Annotated in this window: 20 protein-coding genes and 1 pseudogene; 12 read left to right on the top strand and 9 right to left on the bottom strand. The window is 64.4% G+C overall.

All coding sequences use genetic code 11. From position 1 onward, the window contains the following. Window positions 1-234 precede the first annotated feature (234 nt). On the bottom strand, window positions 235-1446 hold the full coding sequence (locus U6958_RS18115) for a hypothetical protein (RefSeq protein ID WP_016445829.1): 1212 nt from the start codon (window positions 1444-1446) through the stop codon (window positions 235-237). A gap of 683 nt (window positions 1447-2129) precedes the next feature. On the opposite strand from U6958_RS18115, the gene U6958_RS18110 reads away from it, so the two are divergent. The 9 genes from U6958_RS18110 to U6958_RS18070 all read left to right on the top strand — a co-directional run bounded on the left by U6958_RS18110 (window position 2130) and on the right by U6958_RS18070 (window position 11640). Further along, window positions 2130-2315, top strand: a complete 186-nt coding sequence (locus tag U6958_RS18110; RefSeq protein WP_016445830.1) for a hypothetical protein — start codon at window positions 2130-2132, stop codon at window positions 2313-2315. 198 nt (window positions 2316-2513) lie between these two features. Further along, window positions 2514-2861 carry a hypothetical protein gene (locus U6958_RS18105; RefSeq protein WP_051170586.1) on the top strand — a complete coding sequence of 116 codons (348 nt, stop codon included), beginning with the start codon at window positions 2514-2516 and terminating at the stop codon, window positions 2859-2861. Window positions 2862-3361: 500 nt separating this feature from the next. Then, a complete protein-coding gene (locus U6958_RS18100; RefSeq protein WP_016445832.1) occupies window positions 3362-3757 on the top strand; it encodes a hypothetical protein in 396 nt (131 codons plus the stop codon). Between the two features lie 307 nt (window positions 3758-4064). Further along, window positions 4065-4418 carry a hypothetical protein gene (locus U6958_RS18095; RefSeq protein WP_016445833.1) on the top strand — a complete coding sequence of 118 codons (354 nt, stop codon included), beginning with the start codon at window positions 4065-4067 and terminating at the stop codon, window positions 4416-4418. Between the two features lie 147 nt (window positions 4419-4565). Further along, window positions 4566-5849, top strand: a complete 1284-nt coding sequence (locus tag U6958_RS18090; RefSeq protein ID WP_016445834.1) for a TolC family protein — start codon at window positions 4566-4568, stop codon at window positions 5847-5849. After that, window positions 5846-6481 carry a hypothetical protein gene (locus U6958_RS18085; RefSeq protein WP_016445835.1) on the top strand — a complete coding sequence of 212 codons (636 nt, stop codon included), beginning with the start codon at window positions 5846-5848 and terminating at the stop codon, window positions 6479-6481. Before U6958_RS18090 ends, U6958_RS18085 begins: the two co-directional genes overlap by 4 nt. Continuing rightward, window positions 6478-7611 (top strand): efflux RND transporter periplasmic adaptor subunit, encoded by a 1134-nt coding sequence (locus tag U6958_RS18080; protein ID WP_016445836.1) that lies wholly within the window; start codon window positions 6478-6480, stop codon window positions 7609-7611. Before U6958_RS18085 ends, U6958_RS18080 begins: the two co-directional genes overlap by 4 nt. 10 nt (window positions 7612-7621) lie before the next feature. Beyond that, a complete protein-coding gene (locus U6958_RS18075) occupies window positions 7622-10786 on the top strand; it encodes an efflux RND transporter permease subunit (RefSeq protein WP_016445837.1) in 3165 nt (1054 codons plus the stop codon). 623 nt (window positions 10787-11409) lie between these two features. After that, window positions 11410-11640: a hypothetical protein gene (locus tag U6958_RS18070; RefSeq protein ID WP_016445838.1), complete on the top strand. Its 231-nt coding sequence runs from the start codon at window positions 11410-11412 to the stop codon at window positions 11638-11640. Between the two features lie 165 nt (window positions 11641-11805). On the opposite strand, the gene U6958_RS18065 is transcribed toward U6958_RS18070, so the two are convergent. Further along, window positions 11806-12030, bottom strand: a complete 225-nt coding sequence (locus U6958_RS18065; protein ID WP_016445839.1) for a hypothetical protein — start codon at window positions 12028-12030, stop codon at window positions 11806-11808. A 917-nt stretch (window positions 12031-12947) separates the two neighbouring features. Here U6958_RS18065 and U6958_RS18060 point away from each other — a divergent pair. Both U6958_RS18060 and U6958_RS18055 read left to right on the top strand, forming a co-directional pair. After that, on the top strand, window positions 12948-13265 hold the full coding sequence (locus tag U6958_RS18060) for a helix-turn-helix transcriptional regulator (protein ID WP_319796026.1): 318 nt from the start codon (window positions 12948-12950) through the stop codon (window positions 13263-13265). Beyond that, window positions 13258-14544: a type II toxin-antitoxin system HipA family toxin gene (locus U6958_RS18055; RefSeq protein ID WP_016445841.1), complete on the top strand. Its 1287-nt coding sequence runs from the start codon at window positions 13258-13260 to the stop codon at window positions 14542-14544. The genes U6958_RS18060 and U6958_RS18055 overlap by 8 nt, the downstream gene beginning before the upstream one ends. A gap of 2 nt (window positions 14545-14546) precedes the next feature. Here the strand turns inward: U6958_RS18055 and U6958_RS18050 are convergent. The 4 genes and pseudogenes from U6958_RS18050 to U6958_RS18035 all read right to left on the bottom strand — a co-directional run. Beyond that, window positions 14547-14672, bottom strand: a pseudogene (locus tag U6958_RS18050) (IS5/IS1182 family transposase); the annotation flags it as partial. Between the two features lie 270 nt (window positions 14673-14942). Next, complete coding sequence (locus U6958_RS18045; protein ID WP_016445842.1) at window positions 14943-16151, bottom strand: SIR2 family protein; 1209 nt, start codon at window positions 16149-16151, stop codon at window positions 14943-14945. A 324-nt stretch (window positions 16152-16475) separates the two neighbouring features. Beyond that, window positions 16476-17141, bottom strand: coding sequence for a hypothetical protein (locus U6958_RS18040; protein WP_016445843.1), 666 nt, complete (start codon window positions 17139-17141; stop codon window positions 16476-16478). A gap of 52 nt (window positions 17142-17193) precedes the next feature. Next, a complete protein-coding gene (locus tag U6958_RS18035) occupies window positions 17194-19002 on the bottom strand; it encodes a GGDEF domain-containing protein (RefSeq protein WP_016445844.1) in 1809 nt (602 codons plus the stop codon). Between the two features lie 1349 nt (window positions 19003-20351). Here U6958_RS18035 and U6958_RS18030 point away from each other — a divergent pair. Continuing rightward, complete coding sequence (locus U6958_RS18030) at window positions 20352-22058, top strand: hypothetical protein (protein WP_016445845.1); 1707 nt, start codon at window positions 20352-20354, stop codon at window positions 22056-22058. 218 nt (window positions 22059-22276) lie between these two features. Here the strand turns inward: U6958_RS18030 and U6958_RS18025 are convergent, their stop codons facing one another. The 3 genes from U6958_RS18025 to U6958_RS18015 all read right to left on the bottom strand — a co-directional run bounded on the left by U6958_RS18025 (window position 22277) and on the right by U6958_RS18015 (window position 25968). Then, a complete protein-coding gene (locus U6958_RS18025) occupies window positions 22277-23134 on the bottom strand; it encodes a hypothetical protein (RefSeq protein WP_016445846.1) in 858 nt (285 codons plus the stop codon). 20 nt (window positions 23135-23154) lie between these two features. After that, window positions 23155-25350: a hypothetical protein gene (locus tag U6958_RS18020; RefSeq protein WP_074923227.1), complete on the bottom strand. Its 2196-nt coding sequence runs from the start codon at window positions 25348-25350 to the stop codon at window positions 23155-23157. A gap of 288 nt (window positions 25351-25638) precedes the next feature. Further along, on the bottom strand, window positions 25639-25968 hold the full coding sequence (locus U6958_RS18015) for an integration host factor subunit alpha (RefSeq protein WP_016445848.1): 330 nt from the start codon (window positions 25966-25968) through the stop codon (window positions 25639-25641). Window positions 25969-26222 lie beyond the last annotated feature (254 nt).

The raw sequence follows: 26222 nt of genomic DNA, 5'->3' as shown, positions 1-26222 counted from the left end.
CCACACCTGAAGATCGCGCGCCGGCGTTGATCGGGCTTTGCTGCATCACCCCGTTGCATCCGCTCAGGATGCCAACGTCCCTGGCCTCGAGACTGGCCGGACGTGCCAGCGCCCTCTCGATGAGACGACCGCCGGTTGCACCGCGCGGCCGCATTTCGAATGCATGCTCGGAGGGATGAGGGCGGCGATGCGACTCAGTGCAGGCCGCCCTGTGGCCTCGACGCCGTTGTCCCATCAGTGCTGCAGGATGATCCTTTGGGCCTGGGCCTTCGCCTCCCTGAGGTGGGCGCGTTCCAGTTCGGGAAGCGCCAGCCCTTCGTCCCCATCCACGTACAGCGGGCCGCCGAAGTCGCTGTCGTAGAACTCGCCGTGGTTCGATCCACCTTCATGACGGGCGGCCAATGTGGAGCGCGTGAGATCGTCGCCGCGCGCCAGCGCGACGTATTGCCAGACCCAGGCACGCACCGGATTGTGGTCGTTCAGGGCGCGTTCCGCCATGCTCCGCAGCCAGTACAGGCTGGCCTTGGGCGCCATGCGCTCTTCGGCCCATGGGTCGCCTAAGTCGGCCAGTTCTTCCAAGGCGCGGCGAGATCCGGCCTCGGCAGCCTGGCGCAGCCACCGGGTGCGCGCCTCGGGGCTGGAGGCCACCTGCGCCATCTGCTCAGGATCGACATCGCCGTCCAGGCGCTCGGCCAGTGCGATGAACGCCGGACTCTCGAAGACCATCCCGTACTCGAGCGCAGCGGCGCGCACGCCGGCTTCGGCGGCAGCTTTCAGGTGCGCTTCGTACCGTTGATACTGAGGCGCCCGCTTCAGGTATTCCTCGACCCAGCCACGCTCGCTGGCCGTCAACTGGCGGCCCTTGAGCGATTCCTCGTAGAGGTAGGGATTGGGGCGGGCGCAGCGATAGAGGGTGGCCAGGATAAGGTGGGCACGAGGATCCACCGAAGCGGCCTGTTCCAGGCACGACAGGAGGAGGTCCGAGGCGAGGAAATGTTCGCGGGGCGCAACGGCTGCGGTCGTGGTCGACGGGCGGGGCTCCTCGTCCCAGCCATCCGGGTCCTCATCCCCCTCGTCATCCTCCGCATCGTCGCGAAGGTGCGCGGAGCTTCGGGCCGTCGCAAGCAGCGGTGTCAGGATGGCCCAGCGAACCACGCCGAGTTGCCGGGCGGCAACGAAGGCAGCCAGGGTGTCGGCCATGGCCAGCGCCTGGGGCTGCCCGTACTGAAGCTGCAGCGCGCGGCCGGCAACCTGCGGGGCGGCAGCGCCTGCGGGTGCCTGACCGACACCGTGGTCGGCCAGCAGTGCGTCCGTGCGCAGAGAGGCCCAGGTCTTGTAGCCAAACGCTGCGGCCAGCAATTCGTAGATGTGGCTGTGGCGAATCTCGCAACCAGCCTGGGTTTGCAGGGCGCCGTGCGCGGCGTACGCCAGTGTTTTCAATGCCATGGGTCTTCCTTCGGTTCACCTCGCCGAATCGGGGAAGGCGCACGCGTTTAAGTCCCCGACGACGAGGCCCAAAAGGGAGATCAATGACGATAGAAAAAAGGCCTGGTTCTACTCGCGTGCAAGTACGGCGGGCGCCTGGGCTAGCATTGTAGCTCGGCGGCACGTCGGCGCAGCCGGCAGGCACCGGGTGTTGATGCTCCGTTCTGTCCTGGCCGGCGCATGCTGCGCGACGAGCATCCGATGTCAGCCTGCATGAGTCCTTCTCGGCCTGAACTTGACCCGGGATTCGAGCTGGCCATCGGGTACCTCCCACGCGTCACGATGCACCGGGTCTATTGGTCAGGGCAAGATCCGCTGGCATCCAGCATCGCGCGAAGCAATCGCTACGACGGTCCGCCAAGGCTGGCTGCGTCCAGGCAGTTCGGCGTGCTGTATCTTGGCTACGATCTGTCCACATGCTGGATGGAAGCGGTGGTGCGGATTAATATGGTGCGTCGCTGCGGGGACGGACATCCAGATTCCCTCGGTCCAGATGACCAACCGATGGGCATGCGAGGTCTTGGCCAAGAGTTCACTCGTGCTGGCACAGTTCTCGGACGAGCCGCTCATTGATCTGGGCGACTGCGCTTCGAACATCATGGGGGACTCGTACCTGCGCACCAGGCACTGATCCCAACTGCTGCATGCGCACTGCAGACGACGGCATCCGCTATCGGTCGCGCTTTCACTCCGGCCAGTTCTGCATCGCACTGTTCGACCGGGCCATCAGGCCGCGGGGACTGACCGTTGCGAACCCGAGAAGCATTGACCCGGCGAGTTCACTCGAAGCGCAATCCATCATGCGCAGGTTCAAGGTCGTGCCGATCTGAAAGATGCGTCATGAGCCGCATGCCGTTCGGCCCGGACTTCTGCGGTCTGCAAGGTTCGCTGAGGAGTCCCCGGTGGCTGGCGGTCATCCCTGCTCATACCGGTGCAGCAACCCGCAGAGACGGGGGTATCCCTGTCCAGGTCGGACGGCTATTTCAGGATGCCCATGCAGGCATTCATTGGGGAACTAGAATCCGGCCATGCGCCGCAAGTTCGCCCTTGCCTTGATGTTGCTCTCCATCCTGTGGCAGTCCCTTGCCTTCGGAGGGCAGGCAGCGGCATTCGCGGATGTCTACGAAGTAGGGCACTTGTCCATGCATTCGCTGAGCAAGGCACACCACCACCACGATGGATTGCTCGTCATGGATGACTCCGATGAGTCCCAGCAGCATGTCGTTGCCGATGGTGGCGTGAGCAGTCCCTTCCTGTGGACTGCCGCTTCGTTCGCTTTCACTCCCAGCGATTCCGCACGGCCGCCCATGGTGGACGAGCGGCCGTTGCCGCCGCCTTTGCTCGACGGCCTGCGCAGGCCCCCCCGGCGGTCCTGATCTCCTGAAAACCCTTCTCCCGCTGCGCCTGTGCGCGGCTGGGCCGTTTTCAAGGCGGCGGTTCTCTTCTCCTCTCAGCGTTCGCCCATGCAGGTCCCTGTGGGCATGCACCGCGAGTCTGTGGACGGCCGCCAATGAGTCAGGACGCGCGTGAAACCCATTGCTTGGTTCGTGGCTTGCGCCTTCGCAGGCTGCGTGGCCGTGCGGGCGCCTTGCCCGGCGCTGCGCCAAGCCCTTCCTCGGCTCTTGCGACCGCTGCGAGTGGCACGCACGTCGTGTTCACGGATGCCGCGCTGCAGGCCGCAAGTCGATCGAGCGCTGGTTGCAGACGCAGCCACAGGCGGCAGGCCATGCGGGCCACGCGCCCGTGCCACGGCAGACGTACGGAGGCGCGGGCGCTGACGCCCCGCATCGGTCCGTCTTTGTCGCAGCTGTTTTCGACAAGGCTTTGCGGCGCCGCCTTTTTACCAAGTGCGCTGCACCCCTGAAAGGATGATGCTATGAACTTCAAATCAACTTCCCTGCGCCTGGTTGCCACTTCCACGGTGTTCGCGGCCTCGTTGTTGGTCGCTCCTGTCGCCTTCGCGCATGGCGATGCCCAGCCTCAGCACGGTGGCATCGTGAGCAGTGCCAGCGAACTGTCGTTCGAGCTGGTGGCCGCTGCGGATGGTGCCGCGCTCTACGTCGTCGACCATGACCGGCCATTCGACACCTCAGGCATGGTCGGCAAGCTGACCGTGCTCAACGGCGCCGAGAAGGCCGAGACCGTCCTCAAGTCCGCCGGCGGCAACAAGCTGGAGGCCCAAGGCGTGAAACTGGCCAAAGGTGCCAAGGTCGTGGCGGTGCTACAGACCGCCGACAAGAAGACCGTGACCGTTCGATTTGCGGTCAAGTAAGGTGTGGCGATACGCCTGGTTCGCCCTACAAGGCGCATCCATGCACAGGGCCGTCCTACGGGACGGCCCTGTAGTCCTTGTTCGGTATCCGCGCGCTGCGGGTGCAGCGCACCGGCGCCGCCGCTCTGCGCGGTGGCTGCTGGAACGGCTGCGATCCTGGCAGCGGGGCGCGCTCCCTGACCAGCAGCAATGGGGGCAATGGCGGCCGTGCCTGCGTTGGGGCGCAGCCGTCTGGAGAGAGACGGCTCTCCCAGCGTCGATTTCATGATGTCCAATCGGGCGTTCAAAGGCACACTAGAATTTGATCATGGGCCGCAGCAAGTTCACCCTTGCCTTGATGTTGTTCTCCATTCTTTGGCAGTCCCTTGCCCTTGGAGGACAGGCTGCGGCATTCACGCATGCGCACGGCGTGGCGCACATGGCGATGCACTCGCTGAGCGAGGCACACCACCACCATGACGACGGCTCGGTCGCACAAGACGATTCTGATGAGTCCCGGCAGCATGTCGTTGCTGACGGGGGCGTGAGCAGCCCGTTCCTGTGGGCGTTCACTTCCTTCACGCTCATCCCCACAGATGCTGCACGTCCGTCCGTGATGGATGAGTGGCCTCTGCCGCCGCCACTGCTCGACGGCCTGCGAAGACCCCCCCGGCTGTCCTGATCTCCTGAAAACCCTTGCCCCGCTGCGCCTGCGCGCAGTTGGGTCGTTTTCAAGCCGGCGCTTCCTTCACGTTGCCATGCGCGTCCACGTACCTATTGGGGCGTGACGGCGTGTGCCTGGGGCGCCATCGAATGAGTCAGGACTCTCGTGAAACCCGTTCCTTGGTTCGTGGCCTGCGCCATCGCAGGCTGCGCGGCTGTGGGGGGCGCTTGGCCCGCCGCCGCGCAATCCCTCTCGCCAGACCCTTCATCAACCCTTTCAGCCGCTTCGGCTGAGAATCGTCGCATTCCCCTGGCCGAAGCCGTAGAAGCCGCTTGGCAGCGTGCAGTCCTGGCACGCGAAGCCCAGGCCCAGGGGCAACGCGCCCAGGCCGAGCAGGTGGTCGCCTCCAGCCTCTGGGCCGCGCCACCGGCGCTCGAACTCAACCACCGCAGCGACCGCAGGCAGACCAATACCGGGCTGCACGAAAGCGAAATCGGTGTCGCATTGCCGCTGTGGCAACCGGGCCAGCGCCATGCCCGGACCGCTGCGGCCGGCGCAGAACTCCGGCTTGCCGACGCGCAAACCCAGGCTGCGCGCCTGCGGGTGGCCGGCCAGGTGCGCGAGGTGGCTTGGCGCTGGTTGGCGGCCCAGGCTGAGGCCGATGCGGCGGGCGCCCAGGTGCAGTACCTGCAGCGCCTCGCCGATGACGTGCAGCGCCGCGTCCACTCTGGCGACCTGGCGCGTGCCGATGCCCTGGCGGCGCGCGCCGAACTGCTGGATGCCCAGTCCCTGCGGGGCGAAGTGGGTCAGAGGCTGCAGGTCGCCCAGACACAGTGGCGCAACCTGACCGGCCTGGAGGCGATGCCGGACGTGACAGCGCCGTCCACCTCGTTGGCCGGGCTCGACCTAGCAACCACTGAAGACCATCCGGAGCTGCGGCTGGCAGCACAGGCGGTGGAACGGGCACGCAAGCGTGTGGAGGTGGTCAATACCTCCCGCCGCGACGCACCCGAGTTGCTGCTGCGCTACCGGGAAGAATCTCCCGGCACCGGCCAGGCGTCCCAGCGCAGCGTCGGCATCGGCGTGCGCATTCCCTTCGGCACCGATGGCCGCAACGCGCCGCTGCAAGCCGCCGCGCTGGGCGAACTGGATGTCGCCGAAACCACCGAGCTGCGCCTGCGAGAAAAACACCAAGCCGATCTGGGCTTGGCGCGCTCCGCCCTGCGCAATGCCGCCCGCCAACTGGAAGACGGGCGCGACCGCGCCGTGCTGCTGCGCGAGCGCACCCAGCTCATCGACAAGTCGTTCCGGGCCGGAGAAACCCCGCTGCCCGAACTGCTGCGCGCGGCCAACGCCGCCGCCCAGGCGGATGCCGCGCTGGCACGCCAACAAGCCGCGCTAGGCCTGGCCCAGGCTCAACTGCAACAAACCCTTGGACTCCTTCCATGAACTCCATGCCCCTTTCCCGATCGCGCGGCTGGCAGCAACGGCTGTCTGGCGCCGTCTTGGCCTTTTTCTTGACCCTGTGCAGCGCAGCCGCCTGGGCTTCGCCCGGTGCCCATGGCCCCAATGGCGAACACCTGGACAGCCCCACTGCGGCAGCAGGCAGTGCCAGTACCGCGCCGCGCATGGAGGCCCGCTCCGAGAGCTTCGAGCTGGTGGCCCATCTCTGGGGCGATGAGCTGTCGATGCTCATTAACCGCTTCGAGACCAACGAGCCGGTGCTGCAAGCCACGGTCAAGGTCGAGTCCGGCGCGGCGAAAGCCGTTGCCAAGTTCCACGAGGACATGGGCGACTACGCCGTCGATGACCCGGCTTTCCTCAAAGCGCTGAAGGAGCCGGGAGAGCATCCCCTGGTCGTCACGATCCTGGCCGGCAAGGAGTCGGATCTGCTGGAGGGAACCTTGCAGACGGGGCCGACAACCGCAGCCGGTGGCGATGACCACGGACATGCACACGACGACGAGCACGGACATGACATCCCCAACGTGGTCTGGGTCGTGCTCGTCATGCTGTTGCTGGCCGCCGCCAGCGCCTGGACGACCCGCCGCTCCCGCAAGGCCCAAGGAGGCGCCCAATGAAAAACCCTCAGATCCCTCTCTCGCTGATGGCAGCCATCTGCCTGTTGGCCGGTTCTTCAGCCTGGGCATCTCCCGGTGCGCATGGGCCCAATGGTGAACACCTTGATGCACCCCAGGCCGCAAATACCAACGGACTGGTGCGCCTGCCCGACGGCAGCGTCAACGTGCCGATGCTCGCGCAGCGGCGCATGGGCCTGCGCACGCAGATCGTGGCTGCTTCACAGGCGCAGGCCACGGTCGAGCTGGCTGGCCGCGTGGTGATCGACCCCAATGCCGGCGGCCGCGTGCAGACCGTACACGGCGGCCGTGTCGAGGCCGGCCCGCGTGGCCTGCCGGTGGCCGGGCAGACGGTGCTCAAAGGCGAGGTGCTGGCCTATATCCGTCACCATGCCGAGCCCTACGCCGAGGCGAACCAGCAAGCGCAACTGGCCGAGCTGCGCAGCAGCCGGCAGCTTGCGGCCCAGCGCGTCGAGCGCCTGCAATCGCTGGAAGGCACGGTGCCGCGCAAGGAAATCGAAGCAGCCAGGGCCGACCTGCAAAGCCTGTCCGCACGAGAAAAAAGCATCGCCGCCAGCCTGGGAGCGCGCGAAGCGCTGGTGGCCCCGGTGGCGGGTGTGATCGCCCGCGCCCAGGCCGTGTCCGGGCAGGTGGCTGATGCGCGCGAACTGCTGTTCGAGATCGTCGATCCAACCCGGCTGCTGGTCGAGGCCACGACCGCGGATGCAGCACTGCCGGCCCGCATGGCCGGAGCTTCCCTGCGCGAGGCGCCCGGTGCGCGCTTGCAACTGGTGGGTGCCGGCGGCGCGCTGCGCGACGGCGTGATGCCAGTCAACTTCCGCCTGCAATCCGCAGGCGGCGGGCAGGCCCTGCCGCTCGCGGTGGGTCAGCCCGTGACGTTGATCGCCCAACTCGCCGAGCGCGTCGAAGGCTTTGTGCTGCCGGCCCAGGCCGTGGTGCGCAATGCCTCCAACGAGCAGGTGGTGTGGATCAAGTCGGGCGCGGAGCGCTATATCCCGCAGCCGGTGCACGTGCGGACGCTGGACGCGGCCACGGTGGCCGTCGTGCAAGGCCTGGGCGCGGACAACCGCGTCGTGGTCGAAGGCGCCGCGCTGCTGGCGCAGATCCGGTAAGGAGCACGCGATGTTCGACTGGATCGTGCGCAGCAGTCTGCGCAACCGCCTTTTTGTGCTCGCCGTCGCGGCCTTCCTGCTGGTGTGGGGGGCCGTCAGTGCGTGGCGTACGCCTGTGGACGTGTTCCCCAACCTGGACAAACCCCTGGTCACCGTGCTGACGGAGGCCGGCGGCATGGCGCCGCAGGAAGTGGAGCAACTCGTCACCTTCCCGCTGGAGACCGCGCTCAACGGCATGCCGGGCGTCACCCGCGTGCGCTCGATGTCCGGCGTGGGCCTGTCCATCGTCTATGCCGAGTTCGACTGGGGCACCGACATCTACCGCAACCGCCAGCTCGTGGCCGAACGCCTGGCGCTGGCGCGCGCCCAGTTGCCTGCCGGCATCGAGCCGACCATGGGGCCTGTGTCCTCGATCATGGGTGAGATCATGCTGATCGCACTGCCTATTACTACGCAGAACGCGGCTCAGGCCGATGGCGGCGCCTCACCCATGCAGGCCCGCGAGTACGCGGACTTCGTGCTGAGGCCGCGCCTGCTGTCCATTCCCGGCGTGTCGCAGGTGATCCCCATCGGCGGCGACGTGCGCACCCTGCGCGTGGCACCGGACACCGCGCGCATGGCGCAGTTCGGCGTCTCACTCACCCAGGTGGAACAGGCTATGAAAGGCTACGCCAGCAACGCGGGCGGCGGCTTCATCGACCTGAACGGGCGCGAGTTCCTGATCCGCCACGTCGGCCGCTCGGCTGACCGCGACGCTCTGGGCAGCGACCTCGCCGGCGTGGCCGTCGCCTGGAAGGATGGCCGACCCGTGCTGCTGGAGCAGGTGGCCCAGGTCGGCTTCGCACCGGGCCTCAAGCGTGGCGACGGCGGCTACAACGCCGGACCTGCCGTGATCGCCAGCGTGCAGAAGCAGCCCGGCGCCGACACCGTGAAACTCACTGCGGCCGTGGAAGCGGCGCTGCGGGAACTGGAGCCTGGCCTGCCCAAGGGCCTGGCCAAGCCGCAAGTGCTATTCCGCCAGGCCGACTTCATCCGGGCTTCGGTGGGCAACGTGGGCGAGGCGCTGCGCGACGGCGCCGTGATGGTAGCGGTCATCCTGTTCGCCTTCCTGCTGTCGGCCAGAACCACGCTGATCTCGCTGCTGGCCATCCCGCTGTCGCTGGCGGTGGCGGCGCTGGCCTTCCGTGCCTTCGGCCTGTCGATCAACGTGATGACGCTGGGCGGGCTGGCGATTGCCATCGGCGAACTGGTGGACGACGCCGTGGTGGACGTGGAGAACATCCTGCGGCGTCTGAAGCAGAACCGCGCGGCGGGCGATGCGGTCCCGGTGCTGGAGGTGGTGCGCCGCGCCAGCGTGGAGGTGCGCTCGGGCATCGTCTACGCCACGCTGGTGGTGGTGCTGGTGTTCGTGCCGCTGTTCGCACTGCCGGGCATCGAGGGGCGGCTGTTCGCGCCACTGGGCGTGGCCTATATCGTCTCCATCCTGGCCTCCATGCTGGTGTCGATGACGGTGACGCCGGTGCTGTCCTACTACCTGCTGCCGCGCATGAAGCGGATCGACCACGGCGACAGCCCGCTGGTCGCCTGGCTCAAGCGACTGGATACGAAGGTGCTGGCCTGGTCGTTCCCGCGTGCACGGGGCCTGGTGGCGTGCGCCGCTGTGGCGGTGTTGCTGGCGGCAGCGAGCGTACCGTTCTTCCCTCGCGCCTTCCTGCCGGCGTTCAACGAGGGCTCGCTGGTGCTCGGGCTGGTGCTCTCTCCGGGCACCTCGCTGGAGCAGGCCAACCGCATCGGCGCCGAGGCCGAGCGGCTGATCGCCGAGGTGCCCGAGGTGCGGCAGGTCGGCCGGCGCACCGGCCGTGCGGAACTGGACGAGCATGCCGAGGGCGTGCATGCAGCCGAGATCGACGTGGACTTGAAACCCTCCAAGCGCAGCCGCGAGGCCATCATGGCCCACATCCGCGAACGCCTGGCCCTGCTGCCGGCACAGGCCACCATCGGCCAGCCGATCTCGCACCGGCTCGACCACCTGCTCTCGGGCGTGCGGGCGCAGATCGCGCTCAAGATCTTCGGCGACGACACGGATGCACTGCGGGGCCTGGCCGAGCAACTGCGCGGCCGCCTGGCCGGCATCCCTGGCCTGGTGGATCTCACCGTCGAAAAGCAGGTGCTGATCCCGCAGATCGCCGTGCGCGTCGACCCGCGCAAGCTGGCGCAGACGGGCCTGGCGCCCGGCGAGGCGGTGCGCCTGCTGAAAGCGCTGACCGATGGCGCGCACAGCGCCGAGATCGTGGACGGTCCTCGCCGCTACGACCTGGTGCTGCGCCTGCCCGACCAGCGGCGCAGTCCGCAGGACCTGGCCGCGACGCTGATCGACACGCCCGCCGGGCGCCTGCCGGTCTCCGCCTTCGCCACCGTGGCCGAAGAAGACGGCCCCAACCAGATCGGCCGCGAGAATGGCCGCCGGCGCATCGTGGTCTACGCCAACACCGATGGCCGCGACATGGGGGCCATCGTCGCGCAGATCCGCCAGGCCATCGACGAGACCCAGCTGCCGCCGGGCTACTTCATCAGCCTGGAGGGCCAGTTCCAGGCCCAGGAGCAGGCGGCGCAGTTGATCGGCGCGCTGTCGCTGGTCTCGCTGGCGATGATCTTCCTGGTGCTGTACTCACGCTACCGCTCGGCGGTGCTGGCCGGCATCGTGATGGCCAATATTCCGCTGGCCCTCATCGGCAGCGTGGCTGCGATGTGGATCGCGGGCGTGAGCCTGTCGGTAGCCTCGATGGTGGGCTTCATCACGCTGGCGGGCATCGCCACGCGCAACGGCATCCTCAAGATCAGCCACTACATCAACCTGTGCCGCTTCGAGGGCGAGCAGTTCGGCATTCCGATGATCGTGCGCGGCTCGCTGGAACGGCTGACACCCGTGCTGATGACAGCCCTGGTGGCCGCCTTCGCGCTGACGCCGCTGTTGCTGGCCGCCGACGCACCGGGCAAGGAAATCCTGCACCCGGTGGCGGTGGTGATCTTCGGCGGTCTCGTCAGCTCGACCGTGCTCGACACGCTGCTCACGCCCGTCCTGTATTGGCTGCTGGGCCGCAAGCCCACCGAGCGGCTGCTGCAGGCGGAGCCAGCGGTAGCGAGCAATGCACCAGCACTGCAGGAGGCATTTTGATGCGGGGTGACTGACATCCCGCTCGAATGCCGTTTTCAACAAGGCTTCAGATGCCGATCGCTGACGCCTTCTCCTGTGGCGCTGCGCGCTTCGCTTGCCGAAGGCCGGGGGAGGCAAGGGGAGGCTGGCTTGCGGCCGAGCCCATGGAGCTACGCATGCGCTGGCGATTGCCCCAGCCCATCCCCTGCCGTTTGGCAGCTCCCCGATTTCATGGACAACGCACGTGTGCGCTCACGCTGAACAGGCAATCCGGTGGACCGCAGCGCGGGCTGGTCCCACACATCCAGCGTCGGATGCGTTTCATGGCGTTTCCTCGTTGGCGCGCTGGTGATCACGGAATTCTGCCCAGCGTGCGCGGGCCCATTGGCATCAGAATGTGCCCTAGGCCCAGGCAGGCTGCACCATCAACTATGGCGATCTCGAGCAGGGCACCGCCTTGGAGTTGCTGCCTGGGGTCTGGGTTCGCTCGCCCAAGAAGAATCGGCACCGCGGCTTCGAAAAACCGATTGCTTGATGGGGTGAAGGTGCTGTTCTCAGCTTCCATGCCAGAATGCCCCCGGGAAGCCACTGTCCAGTGCTGTAGCTGCGTTGTGGGACAGCAAGCCTTCCGGGAGGGGGCAGACATGGGACTGCAAATCGAGTTGGGGTCGCGGATGGATGGCTCAGAAGTACTGCATCGGTACTTTCTGGAAGTCCTCTGGAGTGCGCGTTCCGCAATCTACATCCATACCTGGACCCTGCCCGAGGGAACCGGGGCGTCCGGCGCCGAGTTCCTGCCCCTGCATCAGTCCGAAGGGTGTCCGTTTGCCGACGAGGCCCGAACCACGGCGCGCAACTGCTTGGCGCGTGCATGAAATCCTCTCACCTCAAGCAGCTTCTTGCTCCGGGACAACAATGTTGCATGTGCCCAGCGCAAGCACGTTGGCGCAATCGGGCCTTGCGCGGAATCGATCGGCTCTGTGCGGACCGGCGCCCATGCAGCAGGCCCGCCCACCGCACGCGCGTCCATTTCGGACACCTCACATCTTGACGAAGATCTGCGCGCTTGGCGCGCAGCTTGCCGGGGGGGCGTACCTCTGCAGCCAGACCTCGCCACGGGTCAGCGTCGGGCTGCCATCGGCCGGTGGCGGCGTACCTTCCGCCCGGGTCTTGGCCACGGCGTGGAAGTAGCCGTGGTTGGGCCGGCGGTTGAACTCGGTGAAGTAAATGTCGGCCACGCGCAGATGGCCCCGGGCCAGGAGCATGCTCTCGTCATTGACATTGGTCGAAGGCTCACTGAAGTTCGCCGATCAGGTGACCACGATCGGTCACCGCCCAGGGCGTCCATCCACAGGAACTCGGTATGGTCCACGCGCATCTGCGCGCCCAACGTCCAACCCGTCGCCTGCGTGATGCCGCCATCTGGTCGCGCAAGCTGTCCGGGTGGACCCGTTCGCCGCAATCGCCTGGGGCTACCACCCATGTGACGTGAAGCCGGCCCTCCGGCCCCACCGCCGCCTGCGGGGCGGGGGGACGTGGAGCCGGGCGGAGCCAACACCGTGGGGGCTGGCTCGCACCCACGCGCCGGCAGAAACGCCGCCCGGCCAGATGCATCATCCCGGCAGCGCGTTCGCCCGCGAGGTGCGCGAGGCGCAAGGCGCAAGGCGGTGGGGTCAGCGCCCGCCATGTCCGCCCATTCGTCCATGAGGCGCATGAAGCGGCTGTGCTCCGACGCCGGTGCGCGGTGGTAGGGATTGGCGTTGTAGCCGCCACCGCCGGCCCAGGGGGCAGGCCTTCAAGGAAACAGGGAGCCAACGGTGGATCGATGTGGCGCGGCCAGCAGCCGGGCTGCGCCGCCGGGGCGCGACGAATGCGTGGGGGTGGCCTTTGTGGCCCGCGCTGGAGGCCTTGTTCGGAGCGCGGTTGAGGCGGGTTCACCGTGTGGGGGCGGTGTTCGGCAAGCATCGGTACGGCGGAACGGCCCCGGATAATCGCGCTCGGTCGGGGGTGGCTTGGCGGTCTTTCCCAGAGAAGATGGCTTATTAAATCCAGTATAATGTGGATATTAATGGTTATTTGATGATAAAGCACGGAATGGAGGAATTAAGCCTCTTGAGGCTGCTGCTGTTAAATCTGTAATTTTGGGTGCTGGCTGGTATAGAAGAGGTAGGTGCACACTATGTTGGATTTAAGCCTTCACAAGCCGAGCGAGGTCGTCAAGCGCCTGTGCGCTCGCTTGCGTATAGAGCGTTTGGCTCTGGACATGACACAGGCTGATCTGGCCGGCCGTGCCGGCCTTGGGGTCAACACCGTGTCCAACCTGGAGGCCGGGCGCAACGTCGGCTTCGAGGCCGTGGTCCGGGTGGCGATGGCTCTTGGCCGAATCAAGGAGCTCGAGGGTCTGTTCCTGCCAAAGCTGGACAGCATCGAGGACATCCGGCGCTATGAGAACAGCGCCAATCGCCACCGTACAAAGAAGAAGAGGGCCGACAATGCTTGAGGAAGTGAATGTCTTCTATGACGGCTGGGGTGAACGATGGCTTTGGGGTACGCTGGTCTCTACGACGGCGTTGACCGGTCGTCCGCTGATCGTGTTCCAGTACAGCAATGAGGCCCGGGAAAAAGGCCTGGAGCTGTCCTCGTACACGCTGCCACTGGAGGGCCCGCGGTTGCGGCGAGATTTTCCCGACCATCAATTGCAGTTGCCGGGGCCGGTCTACGACGCCTTGCCGGACGGATGGGGCATGCTGCTGATGGACCGCATGTTCAGGAGCCGCGGGCTCACCACGGCGCGCATCGGTGCTCTTGAACGTTTGGCCTATATCGGCAACAACGCGATGGGAGCCATGACGTTTGAACCCGTGGCACCCGCAGGAGAGGCGCCGGACGTCCATATCCCGCTGGAACAGCTTGCAGCCGAAGTACAGGAGGTGCTTCGCGGAGAAGGCGGTGAGTTCCTGCAGATGCTGCTGCTGGTCGGCGGCTCACCCCAGGGCGCAAGACCTAAGGCCCTGGTCTATCGCGATCCCCGGTCCGGTGGGTTTACCACGGCCGTCACGCCCGGCTTCGAAGCCTGGTTGGTCAAATTTCCGGCCAAAGAAGAACACCCGGAGGTGTGTGCCATCGAGATGGTCTATGCTGAATGCCTGCGCAAGTGTGGCATCGAGACCCCGGATACGCAGTACTTCAGTTTGCCGAACGGGCTTGCGGCGTTCGCCAGCAAGCGCTTTGATCGCCGCGCTGGACTGCGCGTGCCCATGCAGAGCCTCGCCGCCTTTACGGGCGCCAATTACCGGACGCCGGGGACGTTGGATTACGTCAGCTTCTTGCGTGCGACGCAGATGTGCACCAATGATGTGCGAGAAATGGCGTATGCCTTCGAACGCGCCGTCTTCAACGTTGCATTCAACAACCGGGACGATCATCCGAAGAACTTCGCGTACATCATGGCGTCTGATGGCCAGTGGAGGCTGGCGCCGGCGTACGACGTGACCTTCTGCGAGGGACCCGGTGGATACCATCAGATGGACGTCATGGGAGAGGCCCTGGCGATTTCCCGCGCGCACATGCTCCGGCTTGCCGAGGAAGCCGAGGTACCCCAGGACGTTGCGGGCAAGAGGATTGACGATATTTGCGAGGTGGCTGGCCAGTTCGCCGCCATCGCTAAGAGCATGTATCCCCAAGTGATTACGCGGGAGACCTTGGCCACGATCCAACGCCGCATTGACGAGAACGTGGTGCAGTTGCGGCAAGGTCACAGGGGCCCTGGTCGCCGCTGACGGAGGGCGGCCCCATCGCTCACGGCGCGTTTGCATGCACCGCCCTTTGCGGAAGGTCCGAAGGCAGGGGGCAACTGCAGCCACAGTTCTTTGCTAACCGGTCGTCGCGCCATGAGGGCCGTAAGCAAACTGCTCCCTGGGAACTCCGAGGACATGATGTTCTCCACTCTGAGCGCCAGTCTGCCAGCGTTGCCGCACGCTGCCAGCCGAGCACGTGGGGATCGACGACGCAGCGATGGCACCCAACCCCTTGTGGCCGTTCCTTCCCGTTTCTGTCCCGATGTCGCTGAAACCCGCTGTCCCTTGACCAGGCCGAAGGCCTGCACCACGAGATTCGTGCCAGCCACAAGGCGACCGCACGGGTTTGGATCATGTCGGGCAGGTAGGCCGTACCTTGGCTAGGGGAGGGTCAAGCGGCCCAGCACCGAGGCGAAGGCCGCGGGATTGCGCAGGAACGCTTGAAAACCATCGGCCCACACGGCGCCTTTGCTTGTCGGAGCTACGGTCCAGCCGCACTGTGACCTGAAATCGCTTTCTGCCAGCGATGTCAAGTCGATGCGAAGGTCATGGAAAAGGGACAGGTCGCGAGGCTCCCGCTGGTCCTGCAGGGTCCGGTAGAACTCCTGCGGATCCGTGCCCCAGAAACCCACATACAGCAGCGGTACCTCAGGCCGAGCCCGCCGTGCCATCTGTAGGTGGCTGTTCAGGTGCAAATCGGCCAGGCCGCTGCCGATGACGATGATGAGGTCCGCTTCGATGACGTCGCGGTTGAATGCCGAGTAGTAGAACGCATAAGGCGCTGGCTGCAAGCGCGGCAGCTTGTCCAGCCCGGTGATGATGGCGCTGCGCTCGATCTGCGAACCATCCATCTGAAGCAGGCCACTGCCGTCGAAGCCGGCATGCGTTTGCGCCCGTTCGCGGTCATCGAACCAGGCCAGGTCACCGATATCGTGGTCATTGGCGTAGCCCAAATGGATGGAGCCGTGCAAGTGAAACAGGCTCGGCCGATCCCAATGCCGCCAAAATCCCTGGGCATCGAAGCTTCGATGGCCATCGTGCTCCCGGGTGAAGCCTGTGTAATAGCGCTGGTGCGTTGCCTGCCATACGAAATCGTCATAGTTGGTAGTGTAGACACGCGGGATGTAATCTCGCTCCAACGCGGCGAAGAAGGCGGCCATTGGCTCCATCTGCTCTTGGGACACCGCGGAGCAGGCCTGCGAACAGCGGGCATAGATGGTGCGCAGCATGGTCTGGCCCGCAGCACGCAGGGCTTGTTCGGCATGCGAGCCGATTTTTTGCACGAATGGTGCGAGGATGGGGCGAAACTCAGGGCAGGCAGTGGGGCGTTCCTGCAACTGCGCCAACTGGTGCAGGACGTGGTACACACGTTCGAAATGGGCCTCGTCCTGACTGCCGTAGTAACGCACAAGGGTCTCACGGACGTCGGAATAGGCTTGCGAGCCACGCGTGTGAGCACACCATTTGTCTTCGAGAACGGCGGCATCAATAGTGTTCGTCAACGCAGACGTGGCCGGGATGCCCAACTCCACTGAAGCGCCAGCCCCCAACAGTATCAAGGCGCGTCGACCCGTCTTGGAGTCAATCATGGTTCGTTCCTTTTTGGTAGCCAGTCGTCCCTCGCTGTGCACCGCTGCGCCAGCACGGGAGGTTTTGGCGACTGTACCTGTAGTGCATGGGCAAGCGGTTAACGGCTGCGACCCAATTGGATGGAGATGCCATCTTGGAATCAACGGGGCAATAAGCGCCATGCCCGGTGCTGCACCCGACCGAAGTCGCAGGAACCGCGCGCTGGCTTGCGGGACGCGTGAGAGGGGCCTGGCACCAGGCACAAGGCACAAGGCGAAACGCGGAGCAGCCGTTCCCCATGAATGCTGTCGGCAGCCCGCTGTCCGGCGCCCGTTCCTGCCTGACTAGGCGATCTTCGGGGGCGAGGTACGCCGCCAGATGGCAATGAAGTCCGGGCTACCGTTCACAGCCCGTGAATAGATCCACGACGGCATGATCTTCTCATGGGGAATGGCCCAGATGGGCTTGTGTGCATGGACGCGCTCATTGCCAATGAAAATATACTCGTCGCACGCGGCAATGAGCTGGGCTTCGTCCACGCCGAACAGGTTGCCACCTGCGCCAGGTTGGCCAGGGTCGAACCGGTGCGTGACCCAGCATGCGATGACGACATTCGGCCTGTACCTTTGTACCGCTGCTGCCGCGTCCAGCTTCACTACATGCTCCCCGTAGGGCACGGTCGCTTGCCCCATCTGCTGGTAATGCTCCCGGATGGCGGCTTCTTCCTGCTGGCGGTTGTCTGTTGCAGGGATCGAGAGGGCTTTGGCCAGCGCTCCATGTCCAGCGCCGATCTCCATCGCTGTCTTGCCCCGGATGCGCGCCCCAAGGAAATCACAGAGTTCTTCCGTGGGAAAGCTGTACAGGCCATGACGCACGCCGAACACAAGCCGTTCCTGCGCCGTCGTGCCTTCAAGGACTTGCGCGGGGACCACGCGGAGCCGACCATTGCGATCAAGCAGCAGGCTCGATATGTCTCGCACGCGTGCAGCGTCGGAAATGTACATGTCCATGGGGGCATTGGTGCTGATTGGCGCAGGTGTCCGGTCACAGTGGAGTCCAACGCTACGTGGATGCAGTGTCCGGCCGCGCGGTTTCTGCCGTCGGGCCGTGTGCGCCGCGATCGCCGCGGGTAAAGCGGACACGGTTGCGACCGTCCGATTTTGCGCGATAGAGAGCCGTGTCGGCGCTTTCGATCAGATGCTGCCAAGAGGTCTCTCCGTTGCACACCAGTGCCACGCCAAAACTTGCAGTCACCGCGAGAGCCTGTCCCTCCATCGTTGTAAAGGCTTCTTGCCGTACCGCCAGCCGAATCTTTCTGGCAATCTTGACTGCCCTTGGTAGAGGAACACCAGGCAGCAGAATTGCGAATTCTTCCCCGCCGAAACGGGCAATGGTGTCATTGGCGCGCAAGGTGGTCCGCAGCACCTGTGCCAACTGCACCAGCACCCGGTCACCGGTGGCATGCCCGTAGGTGTCGTTTATCGTCTTGAAGCGATCGATGTCCAGGAGGACCAGGGATGTGGCATGCCCCTTGCCATCCAGCCCCAATGCCGCTTGCGCAAGGCGATCCAGTTGCCGGCGGTTGAGGAGCCCGGTCAGACTGTCCGTCTCTGCCTGGACACGAAGCTGGTTGGTGGCGGAGGCCCGTTCGGCCAGTCTGCGCTGGAGAACCTCGATGGCGCGAAAGAGATGGGCGACTTCGCCGGCCTGCGACTGGCCAAAGACCAATGGCTCTCTATGCTCATCGGCCAGCCGAACAACGGCGTCATGGGCCTCCAGCAGGGGCCGGAATACATGCGCCTTGATGGAGCGCAGTATGACGATCAAGATTGAAACGATGGCGACTCCGACCAGTGTCGTCGCGACCAACACGGCGAGCGCCACATCGCGCGCGCGCTCGAATCGCGCAACCATCGCGTCAAGAATCGAGTTCCGATAGGCCCCGATGGGCTGCATGGTCGGAACGAACCTATCGGTCAGACTGGCCGCCGTCCCCGGGTAATTCGAGCCTTGGCGGCCTTCGGTAATGACGTCGTCGATCAGCCTGAAACCGGTGCCAAAAAATTCTCTTTCGATGGCTTGGCGCAGTTCGGCAAGCGCCGGTGTTTCGTCCAAGGCCGGATAGCTGCGAATCGATTGCCACAGCTGGAACAGACGGCCTTGGGTTTGCCGGCAGGCGATGACGGACTGCAGGGGAAGTTTTTCGTGGGTGGCCACAGCGGCGATGACCTGCGAGCCCATGCGTCCGCCTTGGTCGCGAAGATCACTGAGCATCTGGCCAATGAGGCCAGGCCCGGAAAGGTGGGACTGGTGCTGAACCAGTTCATTGGCACTCCAGGTCACGATATCGCGGAAACTGTTGGAAGCCTTGAACATGCCCTCGACCGCATCCCGGAACTGTTCTTGCCGCATCGACGTCCGGGGGGTCACTGCGAGGCGGTCCACCTTCGCTCTGGCTGCTGCCATCTGCGCCAGAAACGAAGCTAGCAGTTGTGGCGGAACCTCATGGGTGTGCACGCCCCAAGGCAGGTCTCGCTCTGCCGTCAACTGCGCAATGCGGGCATCCACCCGGCGCCGCACTTCCTTCAGGCGTCCTGTGCTCGGACTGTCCATGAACGGCTCCTCGGACATCACGACATTGGCCGGGGCGCGTTCGGCCGCGATGAGATCTGCCGTATCGAGAACAGAGCGGTAGTGTTGGAGGTCGGACAGGTTCTGGCGCGCCTGCGCGAAATCGAGCGCCGTGTAGGCAATGACCGCAAGCACCAGCAGGCTCGTCGTGAAGAGCGTGAGCCCTACACGGGCAGAGAATTTTTTTTCGAGATGCTGCCGTCCCGATCCTGGAAGGCCTCTCTGATCAACGCTTGCCATGGTCTTGTCCCCTTTGCGCGCCTTGTCCAATCACGCCGTGTCGTGCGTGCAGGCTGACCCCACCTTTCTTGGTTTGATGTGCTATTGCGTACCATCATAGGGGGAGATGTGACGAGAAGTGACCCAATGGCGGCCGCAGCAGGCCCGTTCCGTCGCGGGGATCGTCCATATGCGGCCACGCGCTCCTGGCTGCGTCGCATGCGCAGGCAGTCGCTCGAGGATGTCCTTGAGGTGGACGACTGGCGCCTGCCGTGGCGGGTGTTGCGCCAGAAGAATGGCGTACGGCGGGATAGTGCAGGTCGCGAGGCAGGGCAGAAAAGTGGGTTCCCCACCTGTACACGCAATGGCTTTGGTCGAATGGTTGAGCGATCTGCGTTACGGATTGTTGCTGCAACGGTCCGGGGCATGCGCGGGTGGGACACCAGCGCGCCGCCACTCGCCGGGCCGAGGCACGTGGCCGGACAGTCTGGCGGCTCCGCGCGGCAAACTATCGGTCAGGGCCTCACATCTGCGGCCTGCACCTTAGCCTTCCAACGGGTTGGACTGGATCTGGACGGCCTTTCGATAGCCCTCCAATCAACGAAGTGTACGAGGCAGAAGCTTCGCAGCATGCATCTCAATTGCAGCATAAAGCTTGCCTGCGTGAACAGACGGCGGGTCGCCCGCCGGAGCTGCACTCGGACAGTAGATCGGTGATGAAGGGCACAGACCTGCTGATGGCGATGCAGGCACTGGGCGCTGTGTCCTCATACAGCCGCCCTTGGGTCAGCAACGACAACACGTACGCCGAGGCCCTGCTCCGCACGGCCAAGTACTGTATCGGGTCCGCTGTAGCGGCTGGATGGACCAACGGCCATGCGAATGGCCGTTTTCAAGCTGCTCGAAATGGCACGACGCGCCACAAGCGAATTTGGAGGCAATGCGGCCAGATACACAACAGCCATCCAAACGATGCCCGTTGCTATTGACGGTCGTATCTGACTAGTGTTTGATGGAGTGCATGCGCCACCGCGTCTCCTTGTTCCATGGAACATGCGCTGACGCGTCTGCATGTCGACTCCGGTCGTGACCATTTGCTCGGATTGAATCAGCAACGGGTACCAGGATTGCGACTAAGCGACTACTTTGGGATATGGCGGCACGATAAGAATCAACGGGTTAGCCGCAGCTGACCCGATCGAATGTGTTTGTTCGAGTCATTGCATCATGGGCTGGATGGCCCGGTGGATTCTTGTCCGACCCGGCGCACAAGGCGCCTGAGCTTCCCTGGGAAGTCGAATCCGTGATGTCTGGTTCAGGGGCTGTGCCACTCAGGCGCAGGGAAAGAATCCGTGACAGGAGGAGAAGCCATGCCAAACAGAGATGACATCCAGTGGTTCAAGGCGCAGTTCCAAGGGCCCATCGCTATGGCTGTGGAGGGGACGCCCCTCACGGTGGACTTCATGGCGGCGCTTGCATGCCAGGAGACGGGGGAAGTCTGGCCTGCGCTGCGAAAAGCTGGTTTGCCCCTGGACCAGATCCTTGCGCTGTGCGTCGGCGATACCCTGGATGCAGACAAGGGCCGCTCCGCGTTCCCCGGGACCAAGGCGGACTTGCTCAGCGTGGACCGAGGACAAGAGATGTTCGACTTGGCGCACCAAGTCCTGGCCGATATGTCCCAGTATGTCCCTGCCTATGCCGGTGCGGCCAAGAAGGCCCACAAGTTCTGTCGCGGCTTTGGCATCTTCCAGTTGGACCTGCAGTTCTTCAAGACGGAACCCGACTTTTTCCTCAACCGCTCCTATGCGAATTTTCAGAGTGCTCTGGGCAGGTGCTTGGAGGAACTGCATGGCGTGGTGAAGCGGCTTGGCTTTCAGGGACGATCAGACCTCGGCGACCTGGAGCTGGCGTCCATCGCGATCGCCTATAACACCGGTGGCTACAAGCCCTCGAAGGGGTTGAAGCAGGGCTATTTCAACGGTTCGCAGTATTACGGCGAAACCTTCTTCGATTTCCTGCGCCTGTGCCATACGGTGCCGGCGCCCGGCCTGGCGCCGGCGCTGCCCACGCCGGCCGCGGGTCAGGCGATCGTGGCGGCCCCGGCGGCGCTCGCAGGGGAGGGCGCAGCGTTCAAGGTGCTGACCCGCGAGGGGATGCTGCGCCTGCGCAGCGAACCATGGATCAGTGATCCGCCCCAGGCCAATGTGCTCGCACATCTTCCGGACGGGCATCCCGTGAGGGCCCTGTCGAAGACGGCCAAGGGTGGCTTTCTTGAAATCGAAACCAGTCTCAGTGGTGCCTATTTCCGCGGCTACTGTGCCAAGAAGTACTTGGTCCCCGATGCGGGGGCGCAGGAGATCGCGGTGATCGCGCCGGACGCCAGTCCTCCGACATCGGGGATCGTCGCGGTCTATATGCCGCGCAAGCGTGGCAGCGTGACCCGCCGTACAGATCTCGCCAATGCGCATTCTCTGAACGAACCGGGTGCTCCGCGAAGAACAGGGGGCAGTGCCGAAGAACTGCGCCAAGCGCTCGCAGCCATCGTTGAATGGTTAGGCGTCGATAATCCGGCTTTCCTGCGCTACCAGCCGCGCAGCGGCCTGACGTTCTGCAATATCTACGTGCATGATTTTTGCCATCTCGCGGGTGCTTATGCGCCCCGTTGCTGGTGGACCACCGATGCGCTTTTGAAACTCGCCGCGGGGCAGCCCGTTGAACCGCTCTATGGCGCGACGATCCAGGAGATGCGTGCCAATGATCTTTTCCGATGGCTCCGGGACTTCGGTGCACGATTCGGATGGCGACAGGCGGGGACGCTCACCGAGCTGCAGACCGAGGTCAACCAGGGGGCGCTTGGCGTCATCGTGGCCCGTCGCAAGGAGGATGGCCGCTCGGGCCACATCGTGATGGTCGTGCCGGAGACGGCGGAGCAGACGGCCAAGCGCGATGCGGGTGGGGCGGTGATGGCTCCGCTGCAAAGCCAGGCAGGGGCAACGAACTTCCGGTATGGAAGAGGGCGGCCAAACTGGTGGAATGGCGAGGAGTTTGCCGAGAGCGCCTTCTGGCTTCACGCGTGATACGGGTCAGGGGAGTCCCCTCATGTAGACCGCAGTGGCGGAAGCCCGCCCTCGAGCTTCCGCCGCAGGCGTGGGTGATGGGGCGTGTTCAATGTGTGGTCCCGGCGGACTGCCGTCACTCGGGCCCGGTGAGTCAGCGGCCGATACCGCCTGAAGTCCCAGGTCAGGGACACCAGCCGGATGGATGGATTGCGCACACGGGGGCTATCGACCTCGGCCTACGGCCAGCCCCGTGTGGAAAGCAGTCCAATCGTTGGCTTGGGCGAGTCTGACGGCGAGCCGCCGACGCCTTGAATCTTGAAATCCGCGGAAATGGGTCTTGCGACGATGCCAACCACGGTCTTGCCTTGGACCGAGTAGGTCAGGGTGTTCGCGTCCTTTGCCTGAAGTGACACGTTGGCCTTCAAGTCCGCAAGATTGCCCGGGGATAGCGTCGCTTGCGCTGCCGCCCTGGCATCGAACTCGGGGCCGTATTTGACATCCACGGAATAGCCATCGATGACCAGCGCAGCCGTGGCGACAAAGTAGCCTCCATCACTGATGGCCTTTCGCAGGGGACTTCCCGCTGGCAGTGACGCGATGGATTCGGTATAGGGTTGTAGATAGGGCACGCTGTCCACGAAGAGCTTGTGTGCGCTGATCGAAGATACGCTGCCGTTCTTCAGGCTCAGTCCCGCACTCGCTGACAGAGGTACGGCCGCCTTGGTTAGCGTGGCATTTCCTTCCGCTCCCAGGTCGAATTGAACGGAAGCATCCTGTGTCAGCTTGCACTCGACGGGCACGGAGCCCGGCTTGACCACCTTGGCCAAGGTCGGGCCTTCGACCTGCGCGGCGTACTCGAACTCGGCAGAGTAGCGCCATGTGCCCGACGCGTCGGCGGCGCGCTTGAAAACGTCACCCGGCCGGTACTCGCTGGGCCCGAAGAAGACGATTTCGCCGGAGGGGCCGAGCAGTTGCGGGCTGATGCACGATCGAGTCATCTCCAAAAACTTCTCGTTGGAGGTCTTCTGGGGGCAGCCACTGAGGAAGGGAAGCAATCCTACGGCAGCAAATGTCACGAGCATGTTCGACTTCATTTCAGCACTCCGTCTGTGGATCAAGGGGGGCCGCGCCTCGCCAACCCCAGGCCGGGAAAGAGCCTTTCGGGGGTTGGCATGAGACAGCTCATGTTGTGGGGAAGGGCGCAAGCCTTCGGATCCCGGCCTGAGGCGACCCTGGTGCGCAAGCCCAGGGCCCACTCGTCCGGGTTACGGTCCTGTGCCGAGCTGTAGCGTTCATTGGCGGCAAGAAGCCACGCGATACGCGGTGCAGAGAAGCTGGTTCCACAGTCGTCCGAAATGCCGCCGGGAAATGCGAGCGTTCCGTCTCGCGCATCCAGGCGGGCCGTGTTGCAAACCGCTTGGCCCGTGGCATTGACGTTCGCCACCACGAACGAACTCGGATCCTCGTACGTCGCAAACTTCAGGAAGTTGTAGCTGTCAATTGTGTCGTCCACGACCGTCGGGCGCTCACATTTCTTGTCTGGCGTGCAGGGGTTGCCGGCAGCAGCCACCAGCATGACCCAGCTGCGGCCACGACCGGGAAGCGAGGAGGATTGGTCGGCGGCCGTCCTCCACGAGAGGTTGACAAACACGGGGGTATCTCTTTTTGCGCTGTACGCGCGAAGATAGTTGAGGATGCTACCGAAGTAGGTCCGGGATATGGCCCAGTCGGCAGAGGTCTCTGGATACCCGACGCCCTTTCTGGAGAGCATGTAGAAAAACTCTTGCTGAATCGAGTCCAGGTTCTTGGCGGAGAACTGCTGCCGTTCCGACAGAAACTCATCAGGCACGACCTTGGAGAATCGGTGCAAGCGGTAGGCAAGCGCAGCCGCCCCGGGTTGTGCGAACACGAGAGGGATCCAGATCACGCGTACGGGCTGCGGACCCTCGACGAGCTGGGTGAACACCTGCAGCGACTTTTCTATTCCCTTCGAATGCAGTCGGCAGGATTTGGATTGCAGCGATGTGCAGCCCTGCAGCCCGCGAGGCCCCGCCGTGTTGTCCGGGAGGGCCTTGAGTTCTGCGTCAATGCCCAGCTGATAGGGGTCGGGCGGAAGCGCTGAATACCACGTGAGGGGCAATTGGTAGGTCTTGCGCAGGAATTCGTCCGCTTCGTCGAAGAATTTTTTGGTCTCGAGGTAGGCCTCTTGCGAGGGAAAGCCATCGTCGACAATGACGAGGATCGGCGTTGTCTTGGAGGCGGGAGGCGACCTCAGAAGCTCACGGATTCGCGTGACAAACGACGCAGGCGGCAAGGCATCCAAGCCATCACGCACCGCAGTTCCGCCCGCCTGGGCCGATTGCAGCTGGAGATTGCCGGCCGGTGCAGGCTGGCTGGGGGGATTGGGATTCGGCAGCGCCTCGTCAACTGTGTCCAAGCCCGGCAAGTCGAATTGCACGGTCATCAGCGATACCTGTGGGTGCTCCTGATCGCAGGCGGAGAACTTCAGTTCGGTGCCCTGCTCTTTGAGCAGGGGCAGGTACTTTGCCAAGTCATCGCAGGTCACGCGAACAGTCACAGAATAGGCAGCCGGGGTTGGTCCGAATGGAATGCTGGACAATGGGAATGCCAGTTGAGCGTCCTGTGCTATCGCAGCACCTTCGTCGTGAGCGTTCGAAGAGGGCCGGCGCTCCAGTTTTTCCACGGCATTCTTGAGCTTGAGAAGCTCGGGGTTGGGGTCTCCAGATCCGGAGGACCCATGTGCTGCGGCACCCAGACCATAGATACGTGCAGGCGACGGGGCATCGAGCTTCGGCGCGCTCGCAAGCGACCGGCCGGTACCAGGGACCGCGAAATTGAGAGAGCCCGCCTTGAGCGGCCGAGAGTCGAAGCTTGCGATGGCAACTCCCGCCAACTCCCCCGACGGTGCAATCGCACTGGCCTGGGCATCCGGCGAGAACAAGACCTGCGGGTTGATGGTCTTGTTGGCGATGAAGGGCAACAGCACGCCTAAACGCGCGTTGTACTCAGCCCAGGACCGCTTCTCCATGGCGCCCGCAGCCTTGACTGCATCGAGTTTGGCGGCCAATGGCGAGTGGGCCGCCACGGTGGGAGAGGGGCCATCGAGCAGGACGCCGCTGTCCACGATCCGTACACGCAACTCGGCATACGCGGGCCGGGCGGGCTCCGCACCAAGGGCGGCTTGCGGCGGCAGGCCAGTGGCAAGTGCCAAGAGGAATGCCGACGGCCATGCCCGATGGCAGAGCGTATTGGAGCCGACCCATTGCAGCGTTATCGACCAGCGGTCCATGCATGCCTCCCGAGGGTTGCCTTGAGGGGGCACCTGGCTCAAGTATCTTCAAATTACATCAATTGCACAATGCCACAGATTCTGTGGTTCTCCTGCACTCCGGGGGGCGTGGGGAATAGCCCCGCGAGACAATCTTGCCTGCAAGTGCGCAAGCGCATGATTGCGATCGACAGTGGGCAAGGGCAATTGTGGCGCCGGCAATTCTCCAAGCCGTGCGGTGCAGGGTGAGTCAGGGCCGGGTATTTGCTGCGGCGCTGGATTCAACCCCGGGCGTGTATTGGGGGCTGGTCACGTCGATCCAGGTGGGAGGTGGTTCATTCGCTGCTTGAGCTTGGGGCCGGCCCTGAAGGTGACGATACGCCGGTGTCCGATTTTCACGTGTTCCCCGGTGCGTGGATTGCGGCCCGGGCGTGCTTGCTTCCACCGCAGCTCAAAGGCACCAAAGTCGGTCAGCTTGACGTCGGTGTCATGGGCCAAGGCCTGGGCAATCACGGCAAAGAATGCATCGACCATTTCACCGGCCTCGCGTTTGTTCAGGCCGATCTGTTCGTAGAGGGCTTCGCTCAATTTGGCTTTGTTCAGGGATGGCGTTTCGCTGTACCCGTCGTGGTCCTGCATCGTGTGGCACTGGGTGTGAGGAAATTCACGCCATTGTCATGGATTGGCACTTGGAGACATGGAAAGAGCAGGTCATCGAAGTCTGCGAAGGGTGATTTCGCCCACGGGGCTGGGCGATGGCAATCCGTCCCTGGCGGGGCCCCATCACCAGAGCGGGTAAGGGGAGGGCGTTTCGGTGTTCGCTCAGGGTGTCTCGGCGTGCTGCGCGCCTGAATCTGCGCCGGGCGTTCGAGCACTGGCTGCTCCGCTTCGGT

The organism is Delftia lacustris (assembly GCF_040267515.1).
In the GTDB taxonomy this organism is placed as follows: Bacteria; Pseudomonadota; Gammaproteobacteria; order Burkholderiales; family Burkholderiaceae_C; genus Comamonas; species Comamonas tsuruhatensis.
Note: the sequence above shows the minus strand (reverse complement) of the source record. Positions and strands in the feature narration are given on the sequence as shown.

Coding starts and splice junctions, on each gene's coding strand:
- U6958_RS18115 (WP_016445829.1), bottom strand. CDS start 1,446: ATGGCATTGAAAACACTGGCGTACGCCGCGCACGGCGCCCTGCAAACC.
- U6958_RS18110 (WP_016445830.1), top strand. CDS start 2,130: ATGCGCACTGCAGACGACGGCATCCGCTATCGGTCGCGCTTTCACTCC.
- U6958_RS18105 (WP_051170586.1), top strand. CDS start 2,514: ATGCGCCGCAAGTTCGCCCTTGCCTTGATGTTGCTCTCCATCCTGTGG.
- U6958_RS18100 (WP_016445832.1), top strand. CDS start 3,362: ATGAACTTCAAATCAACTTCCCTGCGCCTGGTTGCCACTTCCACGGTG.
- U6958_RS18095 (WP_016445833.1), top strand. CDS start 4,065: ATGGGCCGCAGCAAGTTCACCCTTGCCTTGATGTTGTTCTCCATTCTT.
- U6958_RS18085 (WP_016445835.1), top strand. CDS start 5,846: ATGAACTCCATGCCCCTTTCCCGATCGCGCGGCTGGCAGCAACGGCTG.
- U6958_RS18080 (WP_016445836.1), top strand. CDS start 6,478: ATGAAAAACCCTCAGATCCCTCTCTCGCTGATGGCAGCCATCTGCCTG.
- U6958_RS18075 (WP_016445837.1), top strand. CDS start 7,622: ATGTTCGACTGGATCGTGCGCAGCAGTCTGCGCAACCGCCTTTTTGTG.
- U6958_RS18070 (WP_016445838.1), top strand. CDS start 11,410: ATGGGACTGCAAATCGAGTTGGGGTCGCGGATGGATGGCTCAGAAGTA.
- U6958_RS18065 (WP_016445839.1), bottom strand. CDS start 12,030: ATGCTCCTGGCCCGGGGCCATCTGCGCGTGGCCGACATTTACTTCACC.
- U6958_RS18055 (WP_016445841.1), top strand. CDS start 13,258: ATGCTTGAGGAAGTGAATGTCTTCTATGACGGCTGGGGTGAACGATGG.
- U6958_RS18045 (WP_016445842.1), bottom strand. CDS start 16,151: ATGATTGACTCCAAGACGGGTCGACGCGCCTTGATACTGTTGGGGGCT.
- U6958_RS18040 (WP_016445843.1), bottom strand. CDS start 17,141: ATGGACATGTACATTTCCGACGCTGCACGCGTGCGAGACATATCGAGC.
- U6958_RS18035 (WP_016445844.1), bottom strand. CDS start 19,002: ATGGCAAGCGTTGATCAGAGAGGCCTTCCAGGATCGGGACGGCAGCAT.
- U6958_RS18030 (WP_016445845.1), top strand. CDS start 20,352: ATGCCAAACAGAGATGACATCCAGTGGTTCAAGGCGCAGTTCCAAGGG.
- U6958_RS18025 (WP_016445846.1), bottom strand. CDS start 23,134: ATGAAGTCGAACATGCTCGTGACATTTGCTGCCGTAGGATTGCTTCCC.
- U6958_RS18020 (WP_074923227.1), bottom strand. CDS start 25,350: ATGGACCGCTGGTCGATAACGCTGCAATGGGTCGGCTCCAATACGCTC.
- U6958_RS18015 (WP_016445848.1), bottom strand. CDS start 25,968: ATGCAGGACCACGACGGGTACAGCGAAACGCCATCCCTGAACAAAGCC.